This window comes from Leptothoe spongobia TAU-MAC 1115 (genome assembly GCF_018739885.1).
GTDB classification, from domain to species: Bacteria; Cyanobacteriota; Cyanobacteriia; order Phormidesmidales; family Phormidesmidaceae; genus Leptothoe; species Leptothoe spongobia.
In genome coordinates this window covers 21838-44515 of the sequence record NZ_JADOES010000043.1, presented here as the reverse complement: position 1 = coordinate 44515, position 22678 = coordinate 21838, and the positions used below count along the sequence as shown (strand labels likewise).

20 protein-coding genes are annotated in these 22678 nt (G+C 45.8%); 8 read left to right on the top strand and 12 right to left on the bottom strand.

Going from position 1 to position 22678, the window contains the following annotated elements; genetic code table 11:
* Positions 1-534: 534 nt before the first annotated feature.
* The gene (locus IXB50_RS18125; RefSeq protein WP_215610401.1) at positions 535-2895 is read right to left on the bottom strand and encodes an NACHT domain-containing protein; all 2361 of its coding nucleotides are present in this window, start codon (positions 2893-2895) and stop codon (positions 535-537) included.
* Between the two features lie 460 nt (positions 2896-3355).
* Between IXB50_RS18125 and IXB50_RS18120 the strand changes: the two genes are divergently transcribed.
* The 4 genes from IXB50_RS18120 (at position 3356) to recR (ending at position 6279) form a co-directional block, all read left to right on the top strand.
* A complete protein-coding gene (locus IXB50_RS18120; protein ID WP_215610400.1) occupies positions 3356-3682 on the top strand; it encodes an NfeD family protein in 327 nt (108 codons plus the stop codon).
* Between the two features lie 667 nt (positions 3683-4349).
* Positions 4350-5426 carry a RuBisCO accumulation factor 1 gene (locus IXB50_RS18115; protein ID WP_215610399.1) on the top strand — a complete coding sequence of 359 codons (1077 nt, stop codon included), beginning with the start codon at positions 4350-4352 and terminating at the stop codon, positions 5424-5426.
* A 12-nt stretch (positions 5427-5438) separates the two neighbouring features.
* Positions 5439-5654, top strand: coding sequence for a hypothetical protein (locus IXB50_RS18110; RefSeq protein WP_215610398.1), 216 nt, complete (start codon positions 5439-5441; stop codon positions 5652-5654).
* Positions 5655-5685: 31 nt separating this feature from the next.
* Positions 5686-6279 (top strand): recombination mediator RecR, encoded by a 594-nt coding sequence (recR, locus tag IXB50_RS18105; RefSeq protein ID WP_215610403.1) that lies wholly within the window; start codon positions 5686-5688, stop codon positions 6277-6279.
* Positions 6280-6393: 114 nt separating this feature from the next.
* Here the strand turns inward: recR and IXB50_RS18100 are convergent, their stop codons facing one another.
* Positions 6394-6954, bottom strand: a complete 561-nt coding sequence (locus IXB50_RS18100) for a response regulator (RefSeq protein ID WP_215610397.1) — start codon at positions 6952-6954, stop codon at positions 6394-6396.
* Between the two features lie 312 nt (positions 6955-7266).
* Between IXB50_RS18100 and lipA the strand changes: the two genes are divergently transcribed.
* The gene (gene lipA / locus IXB50_RS18095; protein ID WP_215610396.1) at positions 7267-8181 is read left to right on the top strand and encodes a lipoyl synthase; all 915 of its coding nucleotides are present in this window, start codon (positions 7267-7269) and stop codon (positions 8179-8181) included.
* Positions 8182-8223: 42 nt separating this feature from the next.
* Here the strand turns inward: lipA and IXB50_RS18090 are convergent, their stop codons facing one another.
* A complete protein-coding gene (locus IXB50_RS18090; RefSeq protein WP_215610395.1) occupies positions 8224-9858 on the bottom strand; it encodes a tetratricopeptide repeat protein in 1635 nt (544 codons plus the stop codon).
* A gap of 217 nt (positions 9859-10075) precedes the next feature.
* Positions 10076-10549, bottom strand: a complete 474-nt coding sequence (locus IXB50_RS18085; RefSeq protein WP_215610394.1) for a VOC family protein — start codon at positions 10547-10549, stop codon at positions 10076-10078.
* Positions 10550-10855: 306 nt separating this feature from the next.
* Between IXB50_RS18085 and metH the strand changes: the two genes are divergently transcribed.
* From metH to IXB50_RS18070, 3 genes are all read left to right on the top strand, one after another.
* On the top strand, positions 10856-14488 hold the full coding sequence (gene metH, locus IXB50_RS18080; RefSeq protein WP_215610393.1) for a methionine synthase: 3633 nt from the start codon (positions 10856-10858) through the stop codon (positions 14486-14488).
* Between the two features lie 81 nt (positions 14489-14569).
* Complete coding sequence (locus tag IXB50_RS18075; protein ID WP_215610392.1) at positions 14570-15196, top strand: hypothetical protein; 627 nt, start codon at positions 14570-14572, stop codon at positions 15194-15196.
* A 267-nt stretch (positions 15197-15463) separates the two neighbouring features.
* Entirely contained in the window at positions 15464-15826 is a 363-nt protein-coding gene (locus IXB50_RS18070; protein WP_215610391.1) for a c-type cytochrome, read from the top strand.
* Between the two features lie 90 nt (positions 15827-15916).
* Here IXB50_RS18070 and nuoK read toward each other — a convergent pair whose 3' ends face one another.
* From nuoK to IXB50_RS18030, 8 genes are all read right to left on the bottom strand, one after another.
* Positions 15917-16222, bottom strand: a complete 306-nt coding sequence (nuoK, locus tag IXB50_RS18065) for an NADH-quinone oxidoreductase subunit NuoK (RefSeq protein ID WP_006517218.1) — start codon at positions 16220-16222, stop codon at positions 15917-15919.
* A gap of 46 nt (positions 16223-16268) precedes the next feature.
* Positions 16269-16880, bottom strand: coding sequence for an NADH-quinone oxidoreductase subunit J (locus IXB50_RS18060; protein WP_215610390.1), 612 nt, complete (start codon positions 16878-16880; stop codon positions 16269-16271).
* A gap of 86 nt (positions 16881-16966) precedes the next feature.
* Positions 16967-17587, bottom strand: a complete 621-nt coding sequence (gene ndhI / locus IXB50_RS18055; protein ID WP_215610389.1) for an NAD(P)H-quinone oxidoreductase subunit I — start codon at positions 17585-17587, stop codon at positions 16967-16969.
* A gap of 5 nt (positions 17588-17592) precedes the next feature.
* The gene (gene nuoH / locus IXB50_RS18050) at positions 17593-18711 is read right to left on the bottom strand and encodes an NADH-quinone oxidoreductase subunit NuoH (protein ID WP_215610388.1); all 1119 of its coding nucleotides are present in this window, start codon (positions 18709-18711) and stop codon (positions 17593-17595) included.
* A gap of 269 nt (positions 18712-18980) precedes the next feature.
* A complete protein-coding gene (locus tag IXB50_RS18045) occupies positions 18981-20174 on the bottom strand; it encodes a citrate synthase (RefSeq protein ID WP_215610387.1) in 1194 nt (397 codons plus the stop codon).
* 189 nt (positions 20175-20363) lie between these two features.
* Positions 20364-20882, bottom strand: coding sequence for a phosphohistidine phosphatase SixA (gene sixA, locus IXB50_RS18040; RefSeq protein WP_215610386.1), 519 nt, complete (start codon positions 20880-20882; stop codon positions 20364-20366).
* 19 nt (positions 20883-20901) lie between these two features.
* The gene (locus tag IXB50_RS18035; protein WP_407658821.1) at positions 20902-22014 is read right to left on the bottom strand and encodes a DHH family phosphoesterase; all 1113 of its coding nucleotides are present in this window, start codon (positions 22012-22014) and stop codon (positions 20902-20904) included.
* Between the two features lie 111 nt (positions 22015-22125).
* Positions 22126-22629, bottom strand: coding sequence for an HNH endonuclease (locus IXB50_RS18030; protein WP_215610384.1), 504 nt, complete (start codon positions 22627-22629; stop codon positions 22126-22128).
* Positions 22630-22678: the final 49 nt, after the last annotated feature.

The following is a 22678-nucleotide window of genomic DNA, read 5'->3' as shown; positions in this document are numbered from 1 at the left end:
ACTAAGTCTGATGAAATTGGGGCCTTCCCTCATGAAACGAGCTGTTTAACCGTCTTTTTCCTTGTCATTGAGCGAGATCATGCCAAGCATGACCGCAAATCTGTGGCGAAAAATTCATGACACTAACCGTTGTTCACGACACACTTATCAGGACTACACTTATGCGGCTTACTCATCTCGGTGCATCTTACACTCCTCCTGCACAAGATTTCGAAACAGGCACAGCCAAGGCTAAGCCGTCTTTTCTAGGACGTCTTTTGAGGATGAGAGCTCCGGTTGCAAGACCTTTGAATCCTGGGAGAGGGGGCGATCTCAAAAGTCACTACAGAGCATAACATTAGAAAATTCAGTGTTGAATCCAGTAGAGTAGACGTCATAAAGCCTCTGACAAAACTGCCAGAGGCTTCTTTTTATATTCCTGATAATCACTGTATTGGCTAGGTGTAGCAACCTCTGCATCCCTTGGCTGTTATGTGTATCAAAATTGTTTGATTGAGTTGCTAGATGAGTAGTCATTTGAAGTCTAAAATTTAGCTAGTCCTCATTTCTTTCGATCGGTAATAAGGTACTTAGGTTGATTTCTTCACGCACCTCACGACTAACATAACAATCCCCATGTAGACAGCGAGATAGTAACTTATTGACATTGTAATAGTCTTTCAGGGATTGTATCTCTGCTTTGGTGAAGTTCCAGTTTTGGCCAAGATTTCTATAGTCTATGATAATTACTCTAAAGTCTTGAATCCATCTTGGCGAGTCGTTACGCCACCACGGATCAGTAAGCTGAATTTGGCTGGGAAGTTCTTGTTGGAGCTTTTCTAGCTTTTGTTTAATGGATGGTTCTTGTGTTTTCTTTATGCACTTTTTCATAAAATGAAGCATTGCTTTATGGTCACTTTTTAATGCTTTGAAGGATTCATCTATTGTCTCCTGTGAGGCTAGGCTATTAATATGACCTATTTTGCTTTGGATTGAAAGATTAGAATGAAGCACACTCATTAATTCCGAATCCAAGATAAAATCTTCACTTAATTTCTGGCTCGAAATAATTTTTTGATTAACGATCAAGTTAAAGTAAAAAACTTGCGCAATTGAATTAAAATTGCGATGATTTTTCGTGTTTTCCGCAGCGTCAGATTTTTCTTTTAGCCAATTTATAAAACTCTTGATTCTGGCGTTTTCTTCCGCGATTTTATCAATTTCGTATTTTATTAGGGTTAATAAAAAGTCTGCATTTGGCAACATGCATGCAGCGAGTAAAAAAACTTCTTGCCATCTATAATCACTAATATGAATGGCTAGTGATTGCAAGCATTTTTCCTGTTCTTTAGGGTCTAAGGTTTTGACGATTTTTAAGCTAACAAAATATTCATGAAATGTTCGATGAGAAAACGAATAAATACCTTTGGCAACTTCAACAATGAGTCCATGTTGAGCAATCATAGACTTTAAAATTGAACTGCAGTCTGGTTCCACCTCTTCTGGTGCTCTAATCGATCTTGGTAGGTTTTCGACATATTCTCGTATTTCAGCTTCGATAGTTGCCTTTTTGAATAACCCCTTATCTTTTTCGAAAGTAGCGTAGGCAATCTTGCTCAGTAAATCTTCTTTCTTGTTCTTAGAGAGTTTTCTGTAAGTTTCAGGTCTTTCAATAGCTCTACTGACATCCCATTTTCTGAGTAGAATATCTAGGCCTTCTTCATAGAGTTCAGTTTGATTTTTTGGAAATTCTTCTGATTCTTCAAAGACTAAGCATAGTAAAGTTAAAAGTAGTGGATTGGTTGCTAATTCACCAATTTCTTTGTCTTTTTTAATGTAGTTTATAAATTTTTTTGCTTTTTTAGGTGATCCTTTGACTGTAAACCAATTGCGGGCGAATAGGGCAATCTGCTTTTTCGTGAACTCGCACACTTCTACTTCTAGAAAGTTCTCAAAGGTATACTCGCTGGCTGCTAAACGGCATGTAATAATAAATCTATTGTTGTTGAATGCCTGAGCAAGATCTTTGATTTGTTTGATAATCCAGTTGAAGTGCTTCTTCCTGACCTCATCTAAACCATCGAATAAGAAAATGATTCTTGACTCTTTGAGGAGTCTGTTGAAGATTTCTTGGTGTACTTCACAGTGGCTTAGTTCATTTTCTATGTGTGTTCTTAAGTTGGTTTGATTTTCTTCGGCTTGAAAATCCTTGAGTGAAACGAAAATGGGTACATACCCAGGTAGAATTTCAGATTTATTGGTAAATGTGGCAAGATATTTTAAGAATGTTGTTTTCCCCGCGCCAGGTCTCCCAAGAATCATTAATTTGGGATAGTCCCTTACCAGCTGGATTCCTGAAACTTTATCTCCTTCAAAGAGTCTAGATATCGTAAACTTAGTATCGTCTTGTTGTTCACGTTGCTCGAACTTTTTTACTAAATCTTCTAACTCTATACGTCTTTTGGATGGAATTTGATCCGTAATCTTGACTTCTGTAAAAATATCCTCGACCTCGATAGGCCTATTCATGTCAAGAATTTGAATTTGTCCACATTTCGCATTAATCAGGGCTTGAGTTTTTTGTTGAGTTTCGCGTACTAAATCTTCGATTGCTTGATTGACAACTAGATAAGTATTTTCATCTGCTGGATGTGACTTTTGATACATGTCAAGCACCTCTAAGTAGAGGAGCTTAGCCTTACCAGGATTTCTGCCAGTAGGGACATTGAACTTTTTATAGACCTGTGTCATCCGAGAACTGTATCGATCTCTCGATATATGTAGTATTTGTTGGGCAACAAATAAATCTGAACGCTCAATATTCGCTAGCCGTTCTACAAAGGCATCTTTCTGGAATGAAGTTAAACCTTTTTGATTAGCTACTACCTCAAGATATTCGCGAGGGATAGAAGGCATGTTCAGGAACTAGGATGATTTACATCCGTTATAGCACCATATCTCTTGGAAATCTTATTGTATTGAAGTTCTCTGGAGTATTTCTGAGAACTCCTAGCCAGAAGATGTTCGTGTGGCTGACAGTTAAACAAAGCCTAACGTGACATTATGCATTTGTTTTTGAGATTTGTCATATTATTTCACATATGGAATCTCTCTCGTTGCATGCCTTTACGGTGTTTTTGCAACGTATGTCAGTAGATGTAAGCAAACTCAACAGATATGTCAGTAGTCAAATATGCGATTCTCAAAGAGAAATCGAGTTTCTGATGCATCGTTAAACCATCTATGAGGTGTAGTCAAGGGAGCATGCTTATATAGATTGCTCCTTTGGATGCTTCATTAGACCCTGTAGTGATACTAATTGGCTAGAACAGTATTCGCTTCGTGTACTTATCTAAACCTAATCAGGAGCATGAAAATGTCTTATGCACCAGAAAAAGACTTGTTTTATGAGGCTATCTGCCTGTATCACGATATGCCATTAGCCGTTCTTGGCAAGCTGTCTACAAAAGGCTACTTTAAGGAGTTTCATCAACCTGACTTATCACCCATTGAGGTTGATTTGAATTGTATTGGTGTTGTTTACACCGAGATGACTGCTCTTAAAAAAGGAGTGGTTAGGCTTGATGCTCGTTGGTGGTTTGCTCTGTCTAATAGTCATATGGCCATCCATCCAGGGCAACAGGTTCGTGTTACCGATCTGCAAAGCTGTACGTTGCTGGTTGAGCAATATCAGTGCAAGTAACAAGTGTCGTCACTTATTAATTGTTGATTTTACATTGGGTGTAGATCAATGCCAGATAAAAACGAAGAGATTGTTGATACTTCATATACCGGTTTACTGTATACCTGTCCAAAATGTTTGAATACATCTTTGCTGAAGGTGAGTCCTAGCTTATATCGATGTCTTGTGTGTAGTTCGCCGAAGCCTATTCCTAGCCAGCGGCAACGGAATAATAATTTTCCCAGTTTATGGCTGGTGGTGGTAGTTTTACTACTGTTATTTTTCTTTCTGTCATGATGATTTTTCTCTCTTTTAGAGTGATATGTATCTTGGTGGATGATCTGACGATGTGTGAGTGTATGGCTTAAACTGTTGATTTGGCCTGTTGTTAAAAGATTTGATGACCTCAAAATACTATCGTCCTGTTGGTGATGGTTTTTGAGGTTGTCGTTGATTCGATCTTTAGGTTCATTGCGCCTGTAGAGTGTAAAATTTTTATGTGATGCTCTGTCCTGTCAAGAAAGTATTTTTAGGGAGTTAAGCTCAGGATGATGTAGTTGCATACATGATTGCTTTTAAGCTTCTTAACTTAGAGCTATCACTCTGGCGTAAAAAAAAGTAGTGGCTCTTGTGTCTTCGTTAACTATCCGCGATAAAGTCGAAAGACACTTTTCGTCTGACGACTACGATGACCACCCCTGCTGATAATTCACCTCCGGCGGATACCGAAGCCTTAATCTTGCAATTGCGCCGTAAACAAGGCAATTGGGTTGATTGGGCTGCGGCTTGTCAAACGTTACAAAAGTCTGGCATGACGCCCCAGGCAATTTTTGAAGGAACTGGATTTGAGCAGATCCAGCAAAATCAGATCGTTGTGGCCGGTCAGGTATACCAATCCATTACGGGTGGCGCTGTATCAGATGCTGTGCTGGAGCACTTTACTAAGCGGGGGAGTGATTCCCTCTATGAGCTGCGGATCTTGTCCAAGGATGATCGGGCCAGGGCAGTTCAGTTTATCTACGATCAAGGTCTGGACTCTGAGGGCGTCCGAGACATTGCGAAAGCGCTAAAAGAATATTCGTACCGTAGTGAGCCTCCAGCAGGTTTCACCGATCATCCAGGTGATGCGGTGGCTTTTTCCTATTGGAGCTTGGCTCGGCAAAAATCAGACTTACAGGCTCGCTCTCGACTCATTGCCCAAGGATTACGCTTTGCCCATAGTGCTGGTGCCCGTGAAGCCATTGAGAAATTACTGACTGACTTTGCGGTAGTGAAGGCTAAGCCCATTCCTCGCTTACCCTTGTTTCGCATAGAAACAGATACCGATGTGCCCTTTGTGGTCGCGATGATTGGGGAGTGGCCGATTGCTGTGGATGAGTTTCAGTCTGTCCCGACCGTGGAGCCTGACCCTCTGTTTGGGATAGTGCGCTCATCATCTGCTCAGCAAGCATGGGTGCCTGTGCCGGGTTGGCAGGTGCTACTCACAGCACAGGATCCTGTGGCGCTGACGATGGACTTCAATGCGTTGCCTAATCAGGCTGATAGTTCTTTGTCTGAGACTGTGTTGGTGATTGTAGATCGGCAGCAGCAGGTATGGGATGATGGCAGCTATTTTGTAGTGGCTGGTGAGGATGGTCAGCTGGCAATGAGTTGGTTTGATTCTGAGCCAGGTTCCGTGCTTCTGGGCAGGGTGATTGTGATCGTGCGGCCTAAGAAAGTACTGGATGAAAATTACACCCAAGAACTTTGGCAGATTGATGAATAATCAGGAGGCGCTATGGCCCTAGAACGTCGATTATCGCGGGCAATGTTTGAAGCGACTGAAATAGTAGAACTACGTCAGATGTGCTTTACTCCAGGTCGGGTATTTGAGCCGGGCAAGTATATCACTGGGGATTTGCCTGATGTGGCTTTTACGATGGGTTTGGTGGAAAAGCTACCGCCTGTCCGTGGCAAGAGTGAAGAAGTCGCTGATCCCGCTGAAGAAGAATAGCGTTGCTGATTATAGGTAAGGAGTTAGGACTATCTATACGCGTCCGTTAGCTAAATTGATTGAGGAGTTTCAGCGGTTGCCAGGGGTGGGGCCTAAGACAGCTCAACGTCTCGCATTGCATATTCTCAAACGCCCAGAGACCGAGGTTCGCGCTTTAGCCCAGGCCCTGGTTGATGCTAAGCAGCAGGTGGGACAGTGCTCCATCTGCTTTCATTTATCGGCAGACCCGGTCTGTGATATCTGTCGCTCTACCCGTCGAGACAATCAAACCCTCTGTGTTGTGGCGGATTCACGGGATGTGATTGCGATCGAACGGACCCGAGAATTTAAGGGTAAGTACCATGTCCTGGGTGGTTTAATTTCACCGATGGATGGCATTGGTCCAGAGCAATTAAATATTGGTCAACTGGTTCATCGGGTGAATAAGGATGAAATCACTGAAGTGATTTTGGCCATCAGCCCCAGTATTGAGGGAGATACGACGACACTATACGTTGGCCAGCTGGTCAAACCCTTTACCAAAGTCACCCGCATTGCTTTTGGGTTACCCATGGGGGGTGATTTAGAATATGCAGACGAAGTAACCCTGGCTAGAGCCCTAGAAGGACGCCAGGCTTTGAGTTAAGACCATGAATGTCGGGACGGTGGGCGATGCCCACCCTGCATATCTAAACCACGTCCAAGTTGAAACCTGTAGTTTCTCCCACGGTAAAACGACCGTCCTGGACGTGGACAAGGTTTATTTCAGTTTCTGTTTAATAAAGGCCAGAATCTTAGCGGTCTGATTTTTTAACATGGCCACTTCTTTTTGTAGGGTGGCGACTTGCTGCTTCAAGGCTGCTATTTCAGCTGCACTCTCACCTGATGCAGCACCAGCGCCAGCAGCAGGAGCGGACGCGGCACTGGTTTGGGGACGCACTTTTCGTGCTTTGACCATGGATGCCTTGATGGCTTCGATGAGTTCTTTCTGTTCAAAGGGTTTCTGAATGAACTCAAAATATTCGAAGGGGCCTTGAATTTTTTCGGTGACCTCTTCCCGTCGTCCTGACATAAGGACAAGAGGGATTTTTTGGAGTTCAGGGGAGGCTTGGATTTCTTGGAATACTTCCCAGCCACTCATGCGCGGTAGCAAAAAGTCGAGCATGATGAGATTGGGCCGTTGGTTTCGAATAGCGTCTAAACCTTCGACTCCGTCGGTGGCCTCAATCACCTCAAAGTTACCTTGAGGCAACATGTCACGCACGCGCATACGGATAACCCGGCTATCATCAATAACTAAAATCTTATGATTTGCGGCCACAACTGACTCCTAATAGATAGCTACAGTTTAAGTAAAGGGTAGATTGCTGATTCTGTGCTAGCTCAGCAACGATATAAAAAGATGTTGCCCAAGTCGGCAACGATGTGAGTCTGACCCTGACTAGTTTCTAAGAATCATATAGGATCAAAAAGGCGATAGAACGCGGCTAAACTCTGTCCACGTCCAGAACTTCAGTTTTCTTGTCAAGGAAACCATAGGATCAACTTGGATGTGATTGATGAAGTTACCATCGTGCCCATACTCGCGTAATGCTGAGGATACCCAGCCTACTTTAGAAACGCTGATTGTGTCATGGAAAGTTTATCTCAAATGAGTTCCAGCGGTGCTGCTAAACCTGAGATTGTTCAGTTGCCAGATTGGCTGAGGCGTCCTATTGGACGGGCTAGTGAGCTGTCGACGGTTCAAAAAATTATTAAGCAACGGCAGATTCATACGATTTGTGAGGAGGGGCGGTGTCCTAATCGTAGTGAGTGTTATGCCAATAAGACGGCTTCATTTTTGCTGATGGGGCCTACCTGTACCCGTTCCTGTGGATTTTGTCAGGTGGATAAGGGCCATGCGCCGATGCCCCTCGATCCTGAGGAGCCTCAGAAAGTGGCGGAGTCCATCCAGTTGCTGGGGTTGACCTACGTGGTGCTGACGTCGGTGGCAAGAGATGATTTGCCTGATCAGGGTGCGGGTTGGTTTGTGGCCACTATGGATGCTATTCGTGCGGTTAACCCTGAGACTCAGATTGAGTTGCTAACTCCAGATTTTTGGGGTGGGGCAAATCCTGAGGAAAAGCAGCGCGAGCGACTGGCGATGATTGTGGCGGCGCAACCTGCTTGTTTTAACCATAATGTGGAGACGGTGGAGCGTTTGCAAGATCCGGTGCGTCGTGGGGCTAAGTACCGACGTTCGCTGGAGGTGCTGCGTTATGTCAAGGAGTTGGATGCGACGATGCCGACAAAATCGGGTCTGATGCTGGGCCATGGGGAAACGGAGGAAGAGTTGGTAGAGACTATGAGGGATTTGCGTGCGGTGAAGTGCGATCGCATCACCCTCGGTCAATACATGCGACCCTCCCTGGCCCATCTGCCTGTACAACGCTATTGGACCCCAGACGAATTTGAGCATCTGGGAGAAATTGCTCGCGATCTAGGCTTTTCTCAAGTGCGTTCAGGTCCGTTGGTCCGCAGTTCCTATCATGCAGGCGAAGATGGATGATGCCTGTAGAGGTGTTCCATAGAACACCTCTACAGCGTTTACCTACAATTTATTCAATGCATCGAGCACAATCCGATAACGCGTTGCCTCGTTATTGGTCAGGTATAGGCTACCGGCTTTCTCTAAGTCGGCCTCTGCACCAGCAGGATTTCCCAGGAGAGCGTTAGTAACGCCACGATAATAAAACACATCAGCGTCAAACACATTGGCTGCGATGACCGTAGAGAAGTCGGCGTAAGCTTCCTGATAGTTACCTTCTTCGTAATGTATGCGTCCACGGCTGGAGTAAGCATCCCAGTAGATATTATCTAGATCGATAGCAGTTGTGTAGTCACCCAGGGCATTAAAGCCATTGCCTAGATTGGCAAACGCATCTCCACGGCCTTTGTATGAGGGTGCATGGTTCGGATCGCGGGCCAAGGCCGCTGTAAAGTCAGCAACGGCAGCCTGCTGATCGCTGGTGAGTAAATGGGCCTGGCCTCGACCGTAGTAAGCTTCTGCAGAATCAGGTGCAAGCTCTAGCACCTGATTAAAGCTGTTGATGGCAGCTGATGTATTGCCTGTGGTGGAATACACCTGGCCACGAATTAAATAAGCGTCAGCATAGCTTGGGTCTAAGGTCAGCACCGTATTCAGTGCATCCAGGGCTGCCTTGGGGCGATTTTGGGCAATGAGTATAAAACTACGATTGTAGTGGGCTTCTATGTTGTTCTCGTCAATCGCGATGGCTTGGTCAATATCTTCGAGGGCAGGTGTCATCGCATCTAATTCGTAGTGAGTGACACCTCGATTTAGATAGGCTTCGGCATAGTCGTCTTGCAGGTCAATTGCCTGGGTAAAATCATTAATCGCTAGGTCTGGATTATCTAATTGCTTGAGAATTAAGCCCCGATGGAAGTAGGCAGACGCATTATTGGGATCTAAACGGACGGCATCGTTGAGATATTCCAACGCAGTTTCATAGCTACCCTGTTCAGAATCGATCAGCCCACGGTAGATATAGGCTGTGGCCGAGTTAGTATCTGTGGCAATAGCTCGGTCAAAATCTTCTGCTGCCAGACTAGTGTTTTGTAGATCGTAATGAAGAATGCCTCGATTTAGATAGGCTGCACTGTAATTTGGATCGATACTGAGGGCTAGATTGTAGCTATTTAATGCGGCGTTAGAATTTTCTAATCGGGCAAACGTAGCACCGCGAAACAAATAGGCGGGAGCATAATCTGGGTTGATGGCAATGGCCGCGTTGAACTCCTCAATGGCAGCTTCATTGTTGCCAGCCCGATATTGCTCGACGCCAGCGTTATATCGCTCAATATAGCTAGGTGTCTCGACAACTTCTTCGGGGATGGTGTCTATCGGTAACTCAGAGTCTTCGGGGATTGCCTCTGTGGGTAACTCGGATTCTGTGTCCAACGCATCCTCTGGGAGGGCTGGCTCTTCAAACTCCAGGAAGTCATCTTCCAAGATGTCTTCTGGCAGCACAGGTTCTATAAAGGTGGGCTGTGCTTCGGGTTGTGCGTCAGGGGCGGCATCGGCTTCAGTTTCTTGGAAAATTGCTTCTTCACTAAAGTCTTCGGCTGCTGTGGTGCCGACGACCTGAGCCATGCTAGAGGCCGCTGTGCTTCCTAGAAATGCCACTGTGCTCAGTAGGATCAGAGCAAATTGGTTAATATTCATGCCTATTCCCCTATTTATATGAGTTAACTAAAAGTTACCCAGAGTGAAGACTAGAGTTGCCATTAGTTCAATTACTGTTGATATGAGCGGAGTAGCAAGGGGCGACTCAACCGGATTGGCTACCAGCATTTGGACGGCTTGCGATCGCACATATCATCTCCCAGTGAATGGTCCCCCTGGCTCGTCTGCTCGATACTTCATGACTTGGGTTGGGTATCTAGCGGACCTTAGTCTGAGGATCACAGCGAATTTCTACTAAGAAGCCATCAGGGTCGTAGAAATAGATGCCTCGTCCCGTCGGTCGACTAACAGGCCCATGATCGATGGGAACGTTATTGTCCCTCAGTACCTCGACAGCCTGATCAAATAATGATGGCTCGATATCAAAAGCGAGATGGTTTGCCCGAGTAAATTGTTGAGTGGGATCTGCATTAGGCGGTTCTAGATCTGGTTCGCCAAATAGATCCAAAATAGTGCCATCGGGAAGTTCAAAATTAGTGACCTTGCCCTCAGCAACTAATTTCACAAGAGTTTCAGGAACTTTATTGCCAGTGAGTTCGTAGAGTCCTAAGACGGTGCCGTAAAAATAGCGTGAGGCACTCATGTCTTTGACATTCAACGCAATGTGATGAACTCCACGCAGGGTATTGAGATTGAGTCCTATGCCTTCTCGATCTTTAGATTTGGTCATAGCAATGCCTGAAGTTGTATTTCCTGAAAGAATGTATCGATTTGCTCCTTTTAAGAGCTTTGATCTCATCCATAACGCGAATTAAACGTTCTCTACAATCCAACAACTATATTTTTTTTATAGGGAAATTCAAGTTGAATTAGCTTTATGAAGAAGGTCGATAATAATAGATATAGTCCAACATTGCTGATCTTCGGTATGGTTGCATGGCTCAAGCTCAGGTTTATCGCCTAATTGACCGATCGACTCATCCCTAAAATCAGTAACGACAATCGTCTCCGCTTCGCTGAATTAACTTTAATTCCTATGCATAGTACTTTTATTGAACGTTTGCACAGTCCTGAAAGGCCCGTGATTGTTTTTGATGGGGCGATGGGGACTAACCTGCAGGTGCAAGAACTGACAGCTGATGACTTTGGTGGTCTGGAGTATGAAGGCTGTAATGAGTATTTGGTGATGACCAAGCCTGATGCGGTGGAAAAGGTCCATCGTGATTTTTTGGCAGCCGGAGCGGATGTCATTGAGACGGATACCTTTGGTGGTAGTACATTCGTTTTGGCAGAATATGGCCTGCAGGATCAGGCTTATGAGATGAATAAGCTGGCTGCAGAACTGGCCAAACGCTGTACGGCTGATTTTTCGACACCCGAGAAACCCAGATTTGTGGCAGGTTCCATGGGGCCCGGTACTAAGCTACCCACACTGGGACATATTACCTATGACGAACTGCTGGCAGCCTTTACCGTTCAGGCTGAGGGTCTATATGACGGTGGTGTAGACCTATTTATTGTCGAAACCTGTCAGGATGTATTGCAGATTAAAGCGGCACTCAATGCGATTGAAACTATTTTTCAGCAGAAAGGCGCTCGCTTACCACTGATGGTCTCCGTGACGATGGAAACCACGGGGACCATGCTGGTGGGGTCTGATATTACTGCGGTGGTTAGTATTCTTGAGCCTTATCCCATCGATATTTTGGGTCTGAACTGTGCTACAGGTCCAGATCTGATGAAGGAGCATGTCAAATATCTATCGGAGACATCGCCCTTTGTGGTGTCCTGTGTGCCCAATGCGGGCCTACCGGAAAATATTGGCGGTCATGCCCATTACAAGCTGACGCCGATGGAGTTACGCATGGCGCTGCATCGGTTTGTCGAGGACTTAGGCGTGCAGGTGATCGGAGGCTGTTGTGGCACGCGCCCTGAGCATATTGCCGCCCTGGCAGAGATTGCCAATGAGCTATCTCCTAAGCAGCGAGAGATTCGGATCTCGGCTTTGGGTAGAGAGACGGCAGAGGCAGAGCCTCGTCCAGCGTTGAATTATACGCCTGCAGCTGCGTCCATCTATGGGACGCAACCCTATGAGCAGGACAATTCATTCCTGATTGTGGGTGAGCGGTTGAATGCGAGTGGTTCTCGCAAGGTGCGGGAGCTGCTGAATGAGGATGATTGGGATGGGTTGATTGCGATCGCAAAGCGCCAAGTCAAAGAAGGTGCCCATATTCTCGACGTCAATGTCGACTACGTAGGTCGTAATGGCGAATCTGATATGCACGAGATGGTATCTCGTCTGGTCACCAACGTCACCCTACCCCTGATGCTCGACTCCACCGAGTGGACCAAAATGGAAGCTGGACTCAAGGTCGCTGGTGGCAAATGCATTTTGAACTCCACCAATTATGAGGACGGTGATGAGAGATTTTTCAAAGTTCTAGAGTTAGCAAAAACCTATGGTGCAGGTGTTGTTATCGGTTGCATTGACGAAGATGGTATGGCTCGTACTGCTGAGCAAAAATTCAAAATTGCCCAGCGAGCCTATCGGGACGCATTAGAATACGGTCTCCCACCCCATGAGTTGTTCTTTGATACGTTGGCATTGCCAATCTCAACCGGTATTGAAGAAGACCGAGAGAATGCCAAAGCAACCATTGATGCCATCAAAACAATCAGTGAAAATCTCCCTGGTGTTCACTTTATGCTGGGTGTGTCCAATGTCTCATTTGGCCTGAGTCCAGCCGCTCGGATCACCCTCAACTCAATGTTTCTCCACGAGGCAATGCAGGTGGGTATGGATGGAGCCATTGTCTCAGCAGCAAAGATTTTGCCGCTGATCAAAATTGATCCAGATCACCAAAAGGTCTGTAAAGACCTGATCTATGACAACCGAGAGTTTGATGGTGAAATTTGCACCTACGATCCCCTGGGTAAATTAACCACATTATTTGAAGGTGTCACCACAAAAGACGCTCGTTCGTCAGCATCATTAGCCGATCTCCCCATTGAAGAGCGCCTTAAGCAGCACATCATTGATGGCGAGCGTATTGGCCTGGATGAAGCTCTCCAGGTTGCCTTAGATACTCCTTATGAGCCTTTGCAGATTATCAATACTTTCTTACTTGATGGTATGAAAGTTGTTGGAGAACTCTTCGGGTCTGGTCAAATGCAACTTCCCTTTGTGCTCCAATCAGCCCAAACGATGAAGGCGGCCGTGGCGTTTTTAGAGCCGCTCATGGAGAAAGAAGATGGTGAAGATGATTCTGGAAAAGGCAAATTCTTAATTGCCACGGTGAGGGGAGATGTTCATGACATCGGTAAAAACCTGGTCGATATTATTCTCACCAACAATGGTTATAAGGTGATCAACTTGGGCATTAAGCAGACTGTGGATGCGATTGTTGCTGCCTACGAGGAGCATAAGCCCGACTGTATTGCCATGAGTGGCCTACTGGTAAAGTCCACGGCATTTATGAAAGAGAACTTGTCAGTCTTTAACGACAAGGGTATCTCTACTCCAGTGATTTTAGGGGGGGCTGCCCTGACGCCCAAATTTGTCTATGGTGATTGCCAAGAAACCTATGGTGGTCAGGTGATCTACGGTAAAGATGCATTTGCTGACCTCACCTTTATGGATCGGCTCATGCCTGCCAAGAAAGAAGATAGCTGGCAGGATACCGAAGGCTTTATTGGTGAATACGCTCAATATAATCAGAAAGGACGTAAGGCCATTGAGAAAGCCGAAGCTGAGCTTAATGGCGGTGCTAAGAAAAAAGCCAAAAAAGAGCCCGACGTCATCGACACGAATCGCTCTGAAGCGGTAGATATTGATATTGCTCGTCCTACTCCACCCTTCTGGGGGACCAAGGTCCTTAAACCTGAGGACTTTGATATGGATGAGCTGTATTGGCATCTAGACAAGCAAGCTTTATTTGCTGGTCAATGGCAATTTCGTAAGCCTAAGAATCAAACTCGGGAAGAGTACGACGTATTTTTAGCTGAGACAGTCCATCCAATCTTGGCTGAATGGAAGCAAAAGATTAAGGATGAAAACTTACTCCATCCTCAGTTGGTTTATGGTTACTTCCCCTGTACGGCGGTCGGCAATTCTGTTCATATCTATGATCCATCCGTGATCGATCAGGGTTTGACTCCTGCGGAAGCTGAGCCTCTGTTCACGTGGGAATTTCCCCGTCAGAGATCCCTGCGGCGTCTATGTATTGCCGATTTCTTCTTACCTAAGGACAAGAATCAATTCGATGTATTTCCGATGCAGGCGGTGACAGTGGGGCAAATTTCGGCAGATTATGCCCGTCAGTTGTTTGCCGAGGATAAGTACACTGACTATCTTTATTTTCATGGTTTAGCGGTGCAGGTGGCTGAGGCGATGGCGGAATGGTGCCATGCTCTGATCCGTAAGGAGCTGGGCTACGGCGATCAAGAACCTGATAATATCCGCGATATGCTAGCTCAGCGTTATCAGGGGAGTCGTTATAGCTTTGGTTATCCCGCATGTCCCAATGTGCCTGATCAGGCCAAGCAGCTAGATATCCTAGGCACTGATCGTATTGGCATGTCCATGGATGAAAGCGATCAGCTATATCCAGAGGAGTCCACCACAGCGATTATTACGTATCATCCAACCGCCAAATATTTCAGCGCGTAGATATTCGCATAACCTGGGATATATAACCTGTAGGGTGGGCACGGCCCACCTTTACTTATCAAAAAATTGAGGCCAGAACCGATGTCCAGTCACCGTGTTCCTATTCTCAAGCCAGATCAGTCTTATACTTTTGGCAGTTACTTCAAGATGAAGTTTCCTGTGGCTGAGATTTTGCAGGAGTTAGGGGTGACCTTTGAGGTGGCTGCTATTGAGTTTTTGCCTACGTCTAATGATTTGATATCGGTTGCTGAAACGCTTAAGACACGGCTAGAAAATCGTAGGCAGCGGGTACGACTGACCAGTGAAGCGGCTAGACGTGAGGTCTTGATTGCACCTGTATTGCTTGAGGTTGCTGATATTACTCAGGCCATTGTCAATATTGAGTATCCTGTCGAGGTTAATCAGTTTCTCAGTGGTGACTTGGATTATCTGTTAGAGGCCGAGCATCGAGTTTTGGTGGTAGAGGCGAAACAGGCAGATCTGACACGGGGGTTTACCCAACTGGCAACCGAGATGATCGCGCTGGATCAATGGGTAGAACTCAGCGATCCGATTTTATATGGAGCGATTACCACAGGAGATATTTGGCAGTTTGGTAGTTTTAACCGCGCTGAGAAACGAATCACTCAGGACACGATGCTCTATCGTGTGCCCACTGATTTGGCTCAATTGATGCAAATTTTAGTGGGTATTTTGCAAGCTGAATAAGTAGAAGACTCTGAATTGATTTATCAAAGAGATAGCTTAACAAAGCTACGATCCCTTGCCATTAGCTCATCATAAGCGAGTAAATTCCATTCCATTGCGATCATGGTTGAGCTGACGTCATGCTTCTTTTGTGACAGCATCTTAGCCCACATTACAAAAGCGTAAGATGTGGGCTTCTGCCTTTCAACATGGCCAATCCCCTACTTATATTGTTAATACACTCGTCTTTTCCCAAGACAGCCTAATTTGTTGAGAGCAATATTTAGAATGAGAGCACTGTTGACTGCAATTCTGGCCATCGTTGCCAGTGTAATGTTTGCCATACCCGCTTTTGCCGACGATGCCTATGTAGGTGATGTGGCTGCAGGGGAGAAGGTTTTTGCTAAGACCTGTGCTACATGTCATGCTGGCGGTAACAACGCTATCATATCTTCCCAAACCCTGAAGCAAGAAGCCTTAGAGCAGTATTTGTTTAACTACCGTCTTGAGCATAATGTTGAGGCGATTGTGTATCAGGTCGCTAATGGTAGAGGGGCTATGCCTGCGTTTCAGGGACGTATCAGTGATAGAGCCATTGCTGACGTTGCGGCCTATGTCAAATCTCAATCTGAAAGTGGTTGGGGCGAATAATAAGGCATCATTAGTCAGAGTTTCTAAAGAAAATGCCCAGACCTGAAAGTCTGGGCATTTTCTTTGCTTGAATCGGTTAAACCAGTCAAATTACCACTTCAGTAAATTGAACTGTTCCATGTCAACAGTGTCACGATTTCGATAAATCGATAGAACAATTGCCAGACCAACAGCGGCTTCAGCAGCTGCAATCGTAATGACAAAGACGGCAAAAACTTGACCTTTAATCTCAGCTGGATCCAAATAGTTGGAAAACGCCATCAAATTGAGATTGACCGCATTGAGCATCAGCTCAATGGACATGAGTACTCGAATCACATTTCGGCTAGTGACAAGGCCATAAATGCCCACGCAGAAAAGCGCAGCGGCAAGAATCAAAAAGTACTCTAGTTGCATCATAATTTAACTAAGTTCCTCTTCTAAATTAGCAACTGCCATTGTCCTAGTCGTTCTGAAGGTCATTGCTAGCAGCAGCAACGAGTTCACGAGGACGCTCTCGTAGAGTCAGTACCTTCTGCTCATTCTCAGGTTCTTCATCGGGTACATATTCCCGACGTGCCAGAATAATTGCCCCCACTAGTGCCATCAATAGCAGTACTGAGGCGAGTTCAAACGGTAATAAAAAGTCGCTAAAGAAGTGCTGTCCAATGACTTCAATCGCGGCTTCCCCGGCTGGTATTGCTGACGATAGATGCCAAGGTGTGGCCAGCACCATAGAACTTAAGAGGGCAAACAAGCCAGCACATACGGCGGCAGTTGCGGCCTTACCTATCCATGCATTGGCAACGGGTTGGAAATCTTCACGTTTATTCACTAGCATGATCCCGAATAGGATCAGAATATTGACCGCACCCACGTAGACTAAGATTTGAGCTGCTGCAACAAAGCCTGCATTCAGCAAAATATAGAGCCCTGAAATACTGGCAAATACCATCGCCAGCAAAAAGGCTGAGTAGACAATATTAGAAAGCAGCACCACCCCAAGGGCCGACGCTAGCATTAAGACACCAAGGATGCCTAGGGAAACGATTTGTACGCCTTCTGCTAAATTCACTACTACTCCGATTGTTCAGTCTGTTACGAGTTTGAGCTAAATCGGTCCCCTGAGTGAGCGACCAAACTTTTGCTAGACTACCAAACCTATGATTCGCTGGCTTCTTCAGCCTTAGCGGGTTTAGAAGCTTCTAGCTCTTCCAATATCTCTTGAGGTAGTTTACCAGCGCGACGGGATCCTGCTGGTAGTTCATGGGGATCCATGACACCTTTGGGGAGATAAGCCAGCTCGCGCATCGGGGTCACCATAGGATCATCTGTGACCTTATAGGGAAGACGACCTAGGGCAACGTTGTCATAATTCAATTCATGACGATCGTAGGCGGCTAGCTCATACTCTTCTGTCATGGAAAGACAGTTGGTCGGGCAATACTCTACGCAATTACCACAAAAGATACACACCCCAAAATCAATACTGTAATGATCAAGGGTCTTTTTCTTGGTCTTCTTGTCAAAGGTCCAATCCACAACAGGGAGGTTAATTGGACATACTCTGACACAGACTTCGCAAGCAATACACTTATCAAACTCAAAGTGAATCCGACCGCGATAACGCTCCGATGGGATTAATTTTTCGTAGGGATATTGCACCGTCACAGGACGACGCTTCATGTGGTCAAAAGTTACCGATAGGCCTTCCCCAATGTATTTGGCGGCTTGGACGGTTTCTTTGGCGTAGTCACCAACTTGCTTTAGAAAATTGAGCATTAGTTTTACCCTCCAAACGCAAATGGAAATGCGAGCTTGAGCGCAGCTGTGAGTAGTAGATTCACCAAGGAGACTGGGAGCAAAAACTTCCAGCCTAAATCAAGGAGCTGGTCAATACGTACACGAGGTACGGTCCAGCGTAGAAGAACGGCTAGAAACACAAGTAAATAGGCTTTCATCAGGGTCATCATGATCCCTAATGCTGCGGTAATCACTTGTAGCCAAGGGGTTGTTTCGCTAATGCCTAGACCACCAGAAATCACCTCCACTGGAATTGGAAAACTCCATCCTCCAAGGTATAGAACTGATACCAGCATGGCCGACAGCACTAAGTTTACGTAAGAGCCAACGTAAAAGAGGCCAAATTTCATGCCACCATATTCGGTTTGATATCCGGCGACAATTTCTTCCTCTGCTTCAGGGAGATCAAAAGGGAGTCGTTCGCATTCTGCTAGGGCGGCAATCCAAAATAGGAGAAAGCCTACTGGCTGCCGCCAGATATTCCAACTGAGAATGCCGTAACCTGCTTGCTGATTGACAATGTCAATTGTGCTAAGGCTGTTTGACATCATGACCACAGCTAGGACTGCTAAGGCTAGAGGAATTTCGTAGCTAATGGACTGAGCTGTTGCTCGCAATCCTCCTAGTAAGGAGTATTTATTGTTTGATGAGTAACCTGACATCAGCAAACCGATAGGTGTCACGCTAGACAGCGCAATCCACAAGAAAATGCCAACACCTAAATCAGTAATCACCATGTTTTGCCCAAACGGCACAACTAGGTACGAAACGAATACTGGGATTACAACTAAAGCAGGCCCCAAGGTGAAGAGAATCGGGTCTGCTTGAGCTGGGTTAATGTCCTCTTTAAAGATGAGTTTAATGCCGTCGGCAGTTGCTTGTAGTGCCCCTAGTGGACCGATATATTCGGGGCCAATGCGTTGTTGAGCGGCGGCTGAAATTTTTCTCTCTAGCCAGACAGCGATAAAAATGCTAACTGTGGCAGCTATCAGTATTAGTAACATCGGTAGCGGCATCCAAACCAACTTGGCCAAGGATGGGGGTAACCCCAGTGACACTAGTATTTGAATGAAGCTCTCTTGCAGGTCGATTCCAGAACTCATACCCAGAGTATATAGATGAAGCGGGGGGCCAGAGGGCCAATTTCCCTAATGATTCTAACCCTTAATATGGCGTGACAGGCGAAATACTCTTGCGCTACCAATAGGAATTTCTACGCATGGTTATAGATTTAACCGTAACCATACAAAAACCCCCCTTGATATGCATCAAGGGGGGCTGGAGTTCCTGAAAATCGTCACTGGTATAAGTGTCGTTGGATTTCTCAGTATTGACAAGAGGGGTGATGCCCATCACGGCTAAAAATGAGGGCTTATACGGATCCGTTCTGGCTGGTGTTGGGTGCTTGAACTTGCTTGTCCCACAGGTGTATACGCTCTGACAAATTAATATAGGCTTGATTGTGAGGCCCAGTATAAATTTGTGTGGGTCGAAAAATTCGATTTTCGGCTAATTGTTCTTTCCAGTGTGCTAGCCATCCGGCTACACGTGAGATCGCAAATATCGGTGTAAATAAATCTATGGGAATGCCCAGCTTTCGGTAGACCAGTCCAGAGTAAAAATCCACATTGGGATAGACCCCTTTATGTCCGAGTTTTTCGGTGACAGTCGTTTCGAGTTCTAGGGCGATCTCATAGTACTCATCCTGACCAAACTTCTCAAATAGCTGTTCCGCCAGCTTTTGTAAAATCACTGCCCGTGGATCTTTCACCTTATAAACTCGGTGACCAAAGCCCATAATCTTGGCTTTCTTCGCCATCCGGTCTTCTACAAATGGACGAACGTTTTCTACCGAGCCAATTAGCTGGAGCATGCTAATGACTTCTTCATTAGCGCCACCATGCAGTGGACCGGCGAGAGTACCAACGGCTGACGCAACTACAGCATAGGGATCGGTTAGTGTAGATGCCGTAACCATGGCAGAAAAGGTGGAGGCATTGATGGTGTGTTCTGCATGTAATGTGAGGCATACATCAAAAATTCTGGCTGCTAATGGGTCTGGCTCTTTCTCATTGAGCATATACAGAAAATTTGCTGCATAGTCGAGGTCATCCCGAGGTTGTACAGGGTCGTTCCCTTTACGTATCAGCTTAAATGCTGCCACCATCGTGGGAATTTTAGCGAGTAATCGAACAACGGCTGCCTGAATATAGGCGGGATTCTCAAGGGCTCGGCGCGAGTAAAACAAGCCTAAAGCTGCCGCACAAGCTTGCAGTGCATCCATCGGATGACCACTTTCAGGAAAGCATTTCATCATGTCGCGGATGCGATACTTTAACCGGCGATGATGCTGTATTTCATCTTTAAAGGCATCCAGTTCTTGCTTATTGGGTAGTCCCCCCCAAATCAGCAAATAGGCCGTTTCTAAAAATGTGCTCTTCTGAGCTAATTCTTCAATGCGAATGCCTCGGTACTCTAAAATCCCTTCCTGACCATTCACATAGCTAATGCTCGATTCTGTGGCGGGAATTCCCTCTAAACCAGGCCGATATTCGCATAGGGTCATTGTTTAATTGTCCTATCGCTGTTCTCCGTTATTCTTTAAGGATATCGACAATTGACAGCTGAAGTGATCGATTCCATGATTTTCCGGCGACACAGACAAACTTTTGTCAGAGAAAAAAAACTTCTGGATTAAAGATTGAGGTCAGGAGCCAGGATATTTTGGGTTGAGTGGATATTCTCCTGTATCGGGTTAAAGGATCAGTCGAGGAGGAGCCAACCAAAAAAGTTGGCTATGGCCGATCGCAACCTGGCCATCAGGTACCTCTAATCCAATAATTCCGGCTTTTTTGAGTACCCATTGGTGATGATTATCACCATGGACAAGTTGCTGCGCCCAGTTACTGAGATCGGGCTCATGTCCCACCAAAGCGAGGGTGGGACGTTTTACGGATTGCCAAGTTATCAGCCAATAGAGCCAATGTTCTAAATTTCCGCCCGGAGCCAGCGGCTCAAAAATCTGATATTTTTCTGCTAATCCTGTCTGGCACAATAGCTCAGAGGTTTGCGTTGCTCGTATAAACGGACTGGTCAGCAATGTATTAAATTCCAGGCCAAGCTCCATGAGGCGCTGAGCTATTTTTGCGGTTTTTAGCCTCCCTTTCTCAACTAGTGGGCGCTGACTATCATCGTGATAAACGCCTCGCTCCGCCGCAATTCCATGGCGGATAAAGTACACCTGAGTGCTGATTTGCGAGGGTAGATCCGTCATATTTATAGCAACGTCATCTCTAATCTGTATTGATCACCCCATCTTCTGGGTTAATCAATTTCAGGAGTTTCTGTTTAATCTGCACATCAAAGACTTCCCACTTGAGCCGGTTATAGTCTCCGTTTTCATAAAAGCCTGATAAAAAACCCACCGGTACTTCAAAGCCACCGGCTGTGGCGCGACCGCCACCAAAAAAGCGACCCTGGTCATCTTGCCCAAAGGCTTCCTTGATAAACTCATCTGGATCGAGGGTGATTTTACTAGTGCGTAAGGAGCCAATTACCAATTCCCGTTCGTCATCTTCATCGTGGACGATGCCATAGACGACGGCGGTGTGCACATCTTCTTCGGTTAGTAAAAAGTCTGTTGCTTGTGGGATCGCATCTCGATCTTCATAGCGAAGGTAGCCAACACCTGCAATAGAGACACTATTTTGGATGTTGCGATTGCGTAAAGAACGTTCGATGATATCCATGGCTCTTTTCGATCGAGAAGCCTGGAGAATGGCACTCAGGAGTTGTGCATCGCAATATTGGCTCAGGTAAGCGGCAGCCATAAAGTCTGCTTCTGCCGCTTGCATCAGTTGCCCTGTATCTGAGCGTAAGCCATGCATCAGAGCTGTGGCACATTTAACATGCTTACTATTACTGCGATCTAGATCTAAAAGACCTGTTTGCAGATATTGGGTCAAAATTGTGGCTGTTGCCCGAGCATCGGGACGAATATCGGAAAATTCTGCCTTGGAGCTACCTTGTAGACTATGGTGATCAATGACAACCATAAGTGGAACGCCAGCTGTATTGACTCGTTCCAGGAGCTGACTGGTGGTGCCTTGGGTATCGACCAAGACATAGCCTGAATACTGGGACAAATCAGGCGGCTTTTGGTTGGACCAGCGTTTTGCGGGAAGATTTGTCAGTTTCACTAACGCAATATTTTCTTGATGGCTAAGGGTGCCGGAATAAAAAATATCGCAATCCACATCATAGGCAGCGGCAATCAACTTATAGGCCCAAGCTGAAGATAGGGCATCGGGATCTGGAAAGTCTTGTAATAAAATCAGCTGCCGACTATCGGCATAGGTAATCAGCAAATGCCGTAGGGAGGCTGCAGGACCATCGCTCAAATCCATGCTGGATCTATAATTGGTTCGATTGGAAGATTGAAGCAATGCGTCTTGGGATGCCATGCACAAGAAGGAGTTAGATAATTTTGCGTAATGCTTGGACGGTGTGTAGGTAGATTAACCTGTCAGGCCAATTACGTACTTACGCCATTCCTTATGGGCATCTCCACGAGTGTGGCGTGCAATTTCAAAGTAAAGACTGCTATGGGGTTTGCGTGGTGTAATTCGTAATGGCATTCTGGCTTCTTTTGGGGTGCGATTACCCTTTTTGACATTACACCGCACACAAGCTGATACCATGTTTTCCCAGACTTCCTTGCCACCACGGGAACGGGGAACAATGTGGTCTAGTGTGAGCCCGTCTCCAGCGTAGCCACAGTACTGGCAGGTATGGTTATCGCGGTACAGCAGATTGCGGCGAGTTAGAGGAATTTCTTTGTATGGGATACGTACGTAGTGACGTAACCTAATTACTGTCGGCAGAGGAAAATTAGTGTATATCACTAAACCGTTATGTTCTACGGTTTCAGCCTTGCCTTTGATAATCAATACAACAGCCCGCCGCCAACTCGTAATGTTCAACGGCTCATAGGACGCATTCAAGACAAGAACCTTACTCATTGAGGTTCATCTAAAAGTTGTGATTTGATACTAGCACAGGTCGTTGGAG

What these genes read in the sequence shown, in the direction of transcription:
- IXB50_RS18120 (WP_215610400.1), top strand. Translation starts at nt 3,356, where the DNA reads ATGTCTTATGCACCAGAAAAAGACTTGTTTTATGAGGCTATCTGCCTG.
- IXB50_RS18045 (WP_215610387.1), bottom strand. Translation starts at nt 20,174, where the DNA reads ATGACCCTATGCGAATATCGGCCTGGTTTAGAGGGAATTCCCGCCACA.
- IXB50_RS18030 (WP_215610384.1), bottom strand. Translation starts at nt 22,629, where the DNA reads ATGAGTAAGGTTCTTGTCTTGAATGCGTCCTATGAGCCGTTGAACATT.
- IXB50_RS18070 (WP_215610391.1), top strand. Translation starts at nt 15,464, where the DNA reads ATGAGAGCACTGTTGACTGCAATTCTGGCCATCGTTGCCAGTGTAATG.
- sixA (WP_215610386.1), bottom strand. Translation starts at nt 20,882, where the DNA reads ATGACGGATCTACCCTCGCAAATCAGCACTCAGGTGTACTTTATCCGC.
- IXB50_RS18035 (WP_407658821.1), bottom strand. Translation starts at nt 22,014, where the DNA reads ATGGATTTGAGCGATGGTCCTGCAGCCTCCCTACGGCATTTGCTGATT.
- IXB50_RS18085 (WP_215610394.1), bottom strand. Translation starts at nt 10,549, where the DNA reads ATGACCAAATCTAAAGATCGAGAAGGCATAGGACTCAATCTCAATACC.
- metH (WP_215610393.1), top strand. Translation starts at nt 10,856, where the DNA reads ATGCATAGTACTTTTATTGAACGTTTGCACAGTCCTGAAAGGCCCGTG.
- nuoK (WP_006517218.1), bottom strand. Translation starts at nt 16,222, where the DNA reads ATGCAACTAGAGTACTTTTTGATTCTTGCCGCTGCGCTTTTCTGCGTG.
- nuoH (WP_215610388.1), bottom strand. Translation starts at nt 18,711, where the DNA reads ATGAGTTCTGGAATCGACCTGCAAGAGAGCTTCATTCAAATACTAGTG.
- IXB50_RS18115 (WP_215610399.1), top strand. Translation starts at nt 4,350, where the DNA reads ATGACCACCCCTGCTGATAATTCACCTCCGGCGGATACCGAAGCCTTA.
- IXB50_RS18110 (WP_215610398.1), top strand. Translation starts at nt 5,439, where the DNA reads ATGGCCCTAGAACGTCGATTATCGCGGGCAATGTTTGAAGCGACTGAA.
- IXB50_RS18090 (WP_215610395.1), bottom strand. Translation starts at nt 9,858, where the DNA reads ATGAATATTAACCAATTTGCTCTGATCCTACTGAGCACAGTGGCATTT.
- IXB50_RS18075 (WP_215610392.1), top strand. Translation starts at nt 14,570, where the DNA reads ATGTCCAGTCACCGTGTTCCTATTCTCAAGCCAGATCAGTCTTATACT.
- IXB50_RS18125 (WP_215610401.1), bottom strand. Translation starts at nt 2,895, where the DNA reads ATGCCTTCTATCCCTCGCGAATATCTTGAGGTAGTAGCTAATCAAAAA.
- ndhI (WP_215610389.1), bottom strand. Translation starts at nt 17,587, where the DNA reads ATGCTCAATTTTCTAAAGCAAGTTGGTGACTACGCCAAAGAAACCGTC.
- lipA (WP_215610396.1), top strand. Translation starts at nt 7,267, where the DNA reads ATGGAAAGTTTATCTCAAATGAGTTCCAGCGGTGCTGCTAAACCTGAG.